Genomic DNA, 8,532 nt, shown 5'->3' on the forward strand with positions numbered 1-8,532 from the left:
ACCCCAAGCTGACCCAGTGCCGGTCACCTCAACAATGCTGGTTGAGCCTTTGTAACGGCCAACATAGCCGTAGTCACTATTCACCGTACCGCCATCGGATACCGTCAGAATGCCATTGCCAGATCCTCCGACAGCTAGAATGCCCGAATTGACCCAGGTTGACCCAGTGCCTGTCACTTCAACACTGCCGGTTGAACCGTTGCTATAACCGATGTGGCCGTACCAATTACTCACCATGCCGCCATTGGACACCGTCAGTGTGCCATTGCCATATTCTCCGACAGCAAGTTCAATGCCCGAATTGACCCAGGTTGACCCGATGCCGGTCACTTCAACGGCGCCAGTTGAACCTCTGTTATAGCCGATATAGCCGTAGTTACTATTCACAACGCCGCCATCGGATATTGTCAGAGTTCCTTCGCCGTTGTAGCCCACACTCAGATTTTTTGCCTTTGCCGTTCCGTTGGTGGTTTTATCCGTTACATTGGTCGGATTGGGTGCTGTGGTATCGATGTAAACACTTCGTGCCCCATTCGGGATAATATCGTTAGACCAGTTATCCTCAGCAAACCAGTCGGTCGAGTGGTTACCTTCCCAAGTCTGCCCAAAGGCATCGGTTGCTACGGACAACATCAAAGGTCCTGATACAATTAGCCCTGCCGCAAGATAGGGCGCTCGACTTGCTGTAGTGCCGGCCACTTTGGTCATGCGCCCACCGCACCGCAGATGGTCCAGAAAGTGCTCAAAACATGCTTTTGAAGGGGGCGTAGTCATATGGTTATCGGAACTCTTGGTTCAAAATCTTTGATGTACCCATCTCACTTCAAAACCTGATCGTTTTGACGTGAAATGATGCAGATTTTGTCGGTGCCTGTTCAGGAACACTCGTCAGTTTTGGGTATGGCTTCCCGAAATGAGCAAAATGGTACCTGCGAAGTGCTTCCGGTTCGGATGGACACTTTTTATGGGCAACGCGCTCATGCGTAACGGTCGCTGCCACTCATTCGGATTGAAGCGGTGGAGAGCAAAAATGGGCAATTGGATCAGATAAAAAAGGTGGCTTTTTGCTATTTATTGCCGCTCATTTCGTCAGGCTCAAACCATCTTTGCCAAGCCTTTCAATTTTTTCATGGGTTAAAAATACTTAGATCCCTGAACCTTCACAACAGAAAAAAAATGAAGGCATTATTGCTATTAGCTATGAAGCAGAGGATGATGAATGCGGTCTCTTTTACGAGGTGCATCAATGGCAAAAAATATAGAGTAAATCTTGGATGTAAGGCTGCACCAGCCGCATAACATGCTAGAGGCGGCGATGGTTGTCATCAACACCAAGTGAGTGGATCAGCGTTTTGAGCGGGCGTGAGCAATTGGCAAAATGCAAGGGTCGCCAGCAACATTGCTTGGAAATCAATCGGAGACATGATGTTTTTCGAATGGACTAACAATTGCCCTTCATTGAATGTCACTTGATAGAGTTTCCGGTGTAGCTTTATTGCGGAGCTCCACATCTAAGTATATGGATCCTCAATAACAATGTGGGACAGCTCTCTATTTACAGAGTGAATGTAATTTGCCACCCAGCTCAGGCCGTAGACAATTGTGGCACAGCCAAGCGTATAGGCCAGTGCAGTGTGCAACTCCGCTAGATAATTTACGCTTTCCCCATGCATCCAACTAACCACAGTAAGCCCCAAAGAGCTGCTAAGTCCTTCATTTGCTGCCAATCTCATTCCGCCAACGAGAGGTAAAACAACAAGAAGAGCAAATAGCACTGTGATTGATAGGCGTAAAAACCAATGGTGCGATTTGTTGAGAAGTCTGCGCTTGTCTACAAAGTAAAGTAGGATGAGTTTTCCAAGAACGGCAATCAAGAGTCCCATACCCCAAAATGCATGGAAGCGCGTGTAGCCAGCCGCGTCGATCTCCGCTGGTTTTTGTTCGAGGCCCCCAATTCCGAGCAGAAATTGCAAAGCACCCAAAGCCAGAATTGCCCAGGTAAATATCTGAGATAGTTTCCTGATTTGAGTATTGTAACCTGAAAACTGCATTGCTTACCCTTCTTCTAGTATCCAACTTCTCAGCATTTTCATTTGCAGAAAATAGTTAGGCCTTGGACTTTCACAACAGAAAGAAATTGAAGGACTTATTGCTATTAGCTATGAAGCGGAGGAGGGTGAATGCGAGCTCTGTTGCACAACACTTCAGTGGCGAAATCCAGCGCAAAGCGCGGGTATTACACCGCGGTGATGATCAAGTTAACTTGCAGCCTGTCATGGCCATGAGTGCCGATGAGAAAATACAATTGTCATTTAACAATCTTTGCGATGCTGATGATCGATAAGGGAGGGTAAAGACTAAGTCGCTTTGCGGCTTGCATGTTTACGAGTACTGAAAATCGTTCGAGAGCCCTGATTGATAGTGCTCCAGGTGACTTTGCTTTGAATAAAATTTCGTAGGCCTGAGAAGCTGCTAATTTGCCTACGTTTTTGTAGCTGTTAGAAACAGACATAAGGGCCAGGCCGTTGCGAACCATTTGCTCATATGCACTAAAAACCGGCAGGTTTTCTGATATTGCAGCTTCTGTGTAACTTTGCCGGTTTTCGAGATTAAAAGAGCTGGATCCAACATATAACGCGTCTGCGCCCAGGGCTTTTGCCTCGGCAATCTTGAGCGGAATTTCTGCTGGATCTGCCCGTTCGTCCGCGCCAAGACTATATTCAAGAGAAATGACCTCAAAACCCAGTTGATCTGAAAGTGCCGCCAACTTTTGAGTGTTCTGGTGAGAGTTAACTGCGTTCGGCTCGTTAATAACCGCGAGATGCTTTACGGGTTGGTACTCAAAAATGTGTTTGAGCTGTACAGTCTCATTCACACGATTATGCACGCCAGTTACCAAGGGCCGCCCTGAGGTTTCATGGTCTACGATAATGCCTGCACGAACCGGATCTGCGACAATCATAAAAAGGGATGGGATGTCACCCAAACCTGAGCCTATACCGTAATCTGCAATCGTGCCAATGAGAGAACGCGTGACTGAAGTCCCCCAGGTGACAACAAGATCGGGTCTCTCTTTGAGGAGCAGTTGCTTCACTTCCGGCAAGAGGCTTTTGTCTTTCGCCACATCAGTGACGATCACGTTTACAGGAAGCTTTCTGCTTTTGAAAAAATGAGTGAAGCTTTTACAAGCCTCTTCACAGCCACGCCAAACAACCATGCGCACCTGATAAGCGTCCGAGGCGTCCTCTCTGGCTCTTGTAGCCCCCGCCATTAAAATAAGGGCAACTATGATGAGCATCACTTTAGGCATGAGCTTGCACCTCCTGCTTTGAGGAGCGTGAAACCAGAAGCATTATGAGTCCCGAGCCAATAATCGCAGCACCGAGAAGTGCGGCAACAGTGGTATACTCTTGCTTTACAAGCAGTGCTGCTACGATAAGTGGACCAGCAGCGCTGCCGACACGCTCAAACATACGAAGATAACTCAGCGCACCTGTTCTGCTAATTTGTTGCTCCTTCTCGACTGCTTCCATGACCGCAACCATGATGGGAGCCTTGATGAAGGCATGAGCGAGGCCTACCAACGCGACCACTATAAACACAGCGATAATGTTCGTGTTTTGGTATAGAGCCATCAGAGCCACTCCTGACGCAATTGTTGCATAAGTGATCACGGAAAGATTTTTTCCAAGCTGATCAGAGAGACGAGAGGCCAGTGGGCTGATTGGTATAATAATCAAGGAATAGGCCATCATAATCCGACCAATCTCAGATTGACTGGCATCCAAGCTGGCCAGATAGATTGGAACAAAGAAATAGAGGAATCCTGTGAGGACAATTTTGGTCGGAATTGCGCAAAACATCAGGATTGCCACGAACTGCGTGTTTCCTAAGAGCGTTATCAAAGGCTTACCTGCTTTTGATGTTGTTGAGACGGTATCCGACTTGAAGCTTGGCAACTCGTTTTGCAGCATTCGCCAACCCAGAATACCTGCAAGGACCATAAGACTGATAGCGATGACGAAAACTGGCTTATAACCAACCCAATCAGCCAAAATTGCACCAATTGCCGTTCCACACATAGTGGCTGTCATGGTAACACCAACATAGGTTGCCATTGCTTTTGCGCGGCTCCCTTCGTCTGCGACAGCAGCAATATAACTCTGGCAACTGATTGTAATAATCCCGTAACCGATTGCAGTAATCGAACGAGCAATAACAATGTCAGTTGCGTCTTGGGCTAAAATACAGAAAATGTAACCACCGATTGCAGGTACCAAACCAGCGAGGTAAAGCTTTTTGTTGCTGAAACGTTCGATAAGCTGTCCTGAAAACGGTGAGATGATAGCGACGACCAGCATGAAGGCTGAAATCGGCAGGCCCGTCATGATGTCTTTTTCGAACCAATCGTTTTCATCGTAATACTCCATGGAGAAAAACGGTAGAAACGACTTTTGAAGCTCATCAGCTAAGCAAAATACAAAAAGTGGTATCCGTGCATCTGCAATAGACGCCTTGTTACCTTCTTCGACACGATACAACTTGTATTTCTTAGCGAAAGTACGCAACTCTTCGCGTGATATATTTTTTGCCTGCTGCAGTTGCTCAAGCGTTTTACGAATTTTGGCGTTTTGCCGGTTCATCGTTGCAATGAACCGACCGGCCCAATCTTTGCGGTCAGAGCCAAGATATGTGCCCAAATGCCCTCCAGCACACTTTACGATGGCTGTTTCAACAAGACGTAGTGGCACTGTTATGGTTGAACTGACGCAAACAATCACGACTTCAACCGCAATCAGACATGCCGCCAAGAGAAGAACAAATGTATCAAGAAAGATACTGGTGAGCTGACTGTTGACGTACTCCTCATCCAAAGTGGTTTGCACTCGAGCAACAGGAGCACCATTCACAACTACATCCGTTAATACCGTCTGTTTCCTGTTGTCAGAACCAAAAATAAACACTCCTAACTTCGAAAGGGAGTCGAAGGTTTGCTGAGCAAGTAAAATGGCATTGCTCTCGGTACTCTCACGCTCCAAGGGGAGTGTCTCACTCTCTCCCAAATGCACCGAAGAGTTAACTGCAACAATAGAAATTCCACGTATTTCCTTGTGTTCTGCAGTTAGGTCAGTGAGGTACTTTTTAACTCCTCTGATTTCAGAGAACGGAATACCAATCTCGCTAGCATATTCCAGATTTTGCTTGACGGTTTCGCTAACGCTCTGTGCCTTTGCAAGCAAGAATGGGTTTAGGCCAGAGTTAAACTCCGCCAGAGTAACAACAACACTTAGAAATGCTGCCACCGACATAGCAACTGACATAGTCAGCAAAAAGTGTCTTGAGAATCTTGAGAATATCGTCACGTCAACTTTCCTCAAGACTATCGCTCAGTTTGGTGACTGCGCTGACACTAGACATTTTTGAAAGGTCAAGTAGTGCTGTTTCTTGCATTCTCTTGCCCTTCGATATCTGTTTTTGCAGCTCATCAGATCCCTTGGGATCAAGAGTTCCCAAATCCGCCTTACCAGACTTCCTGAAGTAAGACTTTCGAGCATGTAATTGGAACAAGGAGAAAAGGCCTATCGAGATTGCAACGATTGCAAAAATACCCAGATACATAAGTGTGAGACGGGACCATGTGTCTCTCACTTTTGCTGATAGCTCCTTAGTATGCTCTGAGACTAAAATAGCTCCCATAATGGAGTTTGAAGAGTCGCGCAGTAAGCGGCCAGCGTACAGATACTCCCCACTTTCACGTGTTATGGTCTTATCATCACTCGTTAGAACGCCGAGCAGAACCTCATTCATATCTTCTTGCAAGACATTGCGATCTCCGGAATGAGCCAGGATCGTGCCCTGAAGATCTAAGAGAATAATTTGATGAATCTTTGGGTCGCGCAAGCGCTCGCGTTCGATCAAAGCGTCCAGATCGGATATTTCATGCATGCTCAGGCCGACAGCTTCCGCTCGCCGGATAACCACGTCAATAGCGCTCGCGGTGACTTGCAACCGAGATGATGTTGCCTCGACAACCAGTGTTCGAAACTTAAGCAAGCTTAAAGCACTTTGGAGCGCAAGCATCACTGCAATAACCGCAAGAGTCGAAACAACAACTCGCGATCTAATACCAGAAAGCATCTGAGTATCCATAAACTAAGGTCTCTAATCTTATCGTCACGTGTAATTTGAAACTATGACGTTCGCCGGATTATCTGGTTGTAAGGCGGGTCTGAGGCACAGCAGCTAACGGGCGTCGTCTTGGTTATGTGGAGCAGCTGTGGCACCAATCGGACAAGTACCACCTCAAGTTTCAGTTGGGTGACAAGTACTATATTCTCACATTACTTGATATTTCGATATTACCTGAACTTACTACATACTAATAGAATTTTGATTTGAGAATATATCGCATTTTTGCAATTTATTCATTTGATAGGATAGAGATAATTCAATAAACTCATCATATATACGTATTTTTTATTTAAAAATATCCCATTACTACTTAATGGTATCAAAATTAATTGCTGTATTATTGACATCTACTAACAGCGAATATAGATCTCTCAGTCCGAAATGCACACTATCGCAACCTCGAGTTAAACACAGAGATTAATTGTAACGCGGAATGCGGGCTCTCGTTACTTATCATCGCTCATTACATTCGGTTCGTTCGATTTCCATTTTGCGCTCTAGTAAAACTACGGACTGTGAGTAAGCAACTCATTAGACCACCGCAACAAAAAGAAATTGAAGGCCCTATAGCTATAAGCTATGAGGCGGAGGAGGGTAATTGAGTACATTGACCATTCAGAGACTTGAGATCTTTCGAGCAATCTATGAGAATGGAAGTCTTACTCAGGCAGCGTCAGAGCTTAAACTTGCGCAACCTACCGTTAGTAAGCATATCAGTAATTTTCAACGGACATTGGGATTTGACCTCTTCGTCAACGAAAAGGGGCGCCTGCGACCAACCGTAGAAGCAGATGCGCTCTACCAAGAATGTAAGGATATGTTTGATCAGCTGGAGCATATTGATCAGTCTGTTCAGTCACTGCGTCGCGGTAGTGAGCAAATCCTCAGGGTGATGATTGTTGTACCTGGAGCACAACTGCGCCTCTTCAGTGATGCTATCCGGGCCGTGAGAGATCGATGGCCCGATATTAATTTGATTGTTTCTGTTGGAGGGCGGGATACTCAGATTTGGAAGCTGCGCAGAGGGGAAATTGACCTTGGAATAGGAACTCCTAAGCTGCCCCATCCAGATATTGAAAGTGTGGTTTTGACCACCTTGCGGATGGTGGGCATTATGCCAATTACGCATGAACTTGCAACTCAGAAGAAAGTTTCCGTCTCTGATTTTGGCAAGTACCCGAGCATTTTACCGTCAGAATCTACATTGTATGGTAAGCTCATTTTGAGAACCTTAGAGCATGTGGGTGTCGTTCCAGATACCAGGATCAGCGCGGATGCGCCCAGCCAACTGCCATTACTTGTAGATTCATTAGAATGCTTGAGTATTCTTGATATGATAACAGCCTTTCATCCACCTAAAGATGCCGCCATCAAAGTTTTACCATTAGATGTGTCCATGGACTACAACGTCTGCGTCAATCGGATCCAGGGCCGTGTTCTTACACCGCAGGCCGAGTTCTTAATTGAGAAACTTCGCGAAGGGTTGTTACAAGAAAAGCAGCGCATGGAGCGACAGCTTTAGGGTTGTAGCCGAATTTTGTGTGTGAACTCAGTTTGTTGAATGGAGAGGCGGCGCAAGATAAAGACGCCGCCTTTAAGATACTTATCACTCAGCACAAGGCTCTAGGCAGAGTGGGTCATCTTCTCTGCAATAACCGGGAACGCATTGTGGACCGCCATAGCCAGCCGGCGGATTAGAAATGCAGGCATAGTCTTGTGTATCGGTGGCTCCTGTACACTTTCCAGTCTCCAGACAGCTCTCAGTTGTATTTGTCTGGAACTGGAAAAGCACTCGATTTGTGGCATGTTTGTCTGGATTGCATGTAGCAGTAAAGGTGTTTGTCACAGACTGTGATAGCGCCGTTTGGAAGTTCTCTGACAATGCAAAGCTCATTGACACCTGTTCACTGACCTTTCCACCAGCGCCAAGAACCTCAAAACTTTCCTCCATAGATTCTGTGACTGTGCTTGACCATTCTGCCGTCGTCGACCAAGTATTGGTGCGTGAGGTACCGATTGAAAGTTGTTCCGAAATCGAGCATCCTTGCCCTTGACAAGACTGGATTTTTGACCAGACCCCAAATGTACTGGTAGCAGATGGTGCTACGGCCATCCAATAACAACGCTTGGTTTCGTGGACCGGATTTGGCGGTGGTTTCAACTGGTCGCAGCAACACACTCTGAGAACTTCTCAGCTGGGGTTTGATATTGCAAGGTCTTGCGGGGTCGTTGGTTGAGTTGCCTTGCGATTGCATCAAGTTCAGGCTGCGTGTGTACAGATAAGTCAGTGCCTCGGGGCAAATACTGCCGCAACAAGCGGTTCGTGTTTTCGTTTGATCC

General features: G+C 46.4%; 7 protein-coding genes and 1 pseudogene. 1 reads left to right on the forward strand and 7 read right to left on the reverse strand.

The annotated features are described in order from the left end of the window. The 5 genes and pseudogenes from PsW64_RS14385 to PsW64_RS14415 all read right to left on the reverse strand — a co-directional run. Positions 1–708: pseudogene (locus tag PsW64_RS14385) on the reverse strand (hypothetical protein); the annotation flags it as partial. Between the two features lie 803 nt (positions 709–1,511). After that, positions 1,512–2,051, reverse strand: a complete 540-nt coding sequence (locus PsW64_RS14400; RefSeq protein ID WP_063304057.1) for a hypothetical protein — start codon at positions 2,049–2,051, stop codon at positions 1,512–1,514. 257 nt (positions 2,052–2,308) lie between these two features. Then, complete coding sequence (locus PsW64_RS14405) at positions 2,309–3,310, reverse strand: ABC transporter substrate binding protein (RefSeq protein WP_063304058.1); 1,002 nt, start codon at positions 3,308–3,310, stop codon at positions 2,309–2,311. Beyond that, on the reverse strand, positions 3,303–5,363 hold the full coding sequence (locus tag PsW64_RS14410) for an MFS transporter (RefSeq protein WP_208980797.1): 2,061 nt from the start codon (positions 5,361–5,363) through the stop codon (positions 3,303–3,305). Before PsW64_RS14410 ends, PsW64_RS14405 begins: the two co-directional genes overlap by 8 nt. Before the next feature lies 1 nt (position 5,364). Continuing rightward, positions 5,365–6,150, reverse strand: a complete 786-nt coding sequence (locus PsW64_RS14415) for a hypothetical protein (RefSeq protein WP_063304059.1) — start codon at positions 6,148–6,150, stop codon at positions 5,365–5,367. A 640-nt stretch (positions 6,151–6,790) separates the two neighbouring features. Here PsW64_RS14415 and PsW64_RS14420 point away from each other — a divergent pair. Next, positions 6,791–7,714 carry a LysR family transcriptional regulator gene (locus tag PsW64_RS14420; RefSeq protein ID WP_057466195.1) on the forward strand — a complete coding sequence of 308 codons (924 nt, stop codon included), beginning with the start codon at positions 6,791–6,793 and terminating at the stop codon, positions 7,712–7,714. Positions 7,715–7,798: 84 nt separating this feature from the next. Here PsW64_RS14420 and PsW64_RS28445 read toward each other — a convergent pair whose 3' ends face one another. After that, the gene (locus PsW64_RS28445) at positions 7,799–8,305 is read right to left on the reverse strand and encodes a hypothetical protein (RefSeq protein WP_193757809.1); all 507 of its coding nucleotides are present in this window, start codon (positions 8,303–8,305) and stop codon (positions 7,799–7,801) included. Positions 8,306–8,349: 44 nt separating this feature from the next. Continuing rightward, the coding region (locus PsW64_RS27380; protein WP_193757810.1) for an IS30 family transposase at positions 8,350–8,532 on the reverse strand (183 nt) is incomplete at its 5' end.

Source organism: Pseudovibrio sp. W64, from assembly GCF_001623145.1.
Taxonomy (GTDB): Bacteria; Pseudomonadota; Alphaproteobacteria; order Rhizobiales; family Stappiaceae; genus Pseudovibrio.

What these genes read in the sequence shown, in the direction of transcription:
- PsW64_RS14400 (WP_063304057.1), bottom strand. Translation starts at nt 2,051, where the DNA reads ATGCAGTTTTCAGGTTACAATACTCAAATCAGGAAACTATCTCAGATA.
- PsW64_RS28445 (WP_193757809.1), bottom strand. Translation starts at nt 8,305, where the DNA reads ATGGCCGTAGCACCATCTGCTACCAGTACATTTGGGGTCTGGTCAAAA.
- PsW64_RS14405 (WP_063304058.1), bottom strand. Translation starts at nt 3,310, where the DNA reads ATGCCTAAAGTGATGCTCATCATAGTTGCCCTTATTTTAATGGCGGGG.
- PsW64_RS14415 (WP_063304059.1), bottom strand. Translation starts at nt 6,150, where the DNA reads ATGGATACTCAGATGCTTTCTGGTATTAGATCGCGAGTTGTTGTTTCG.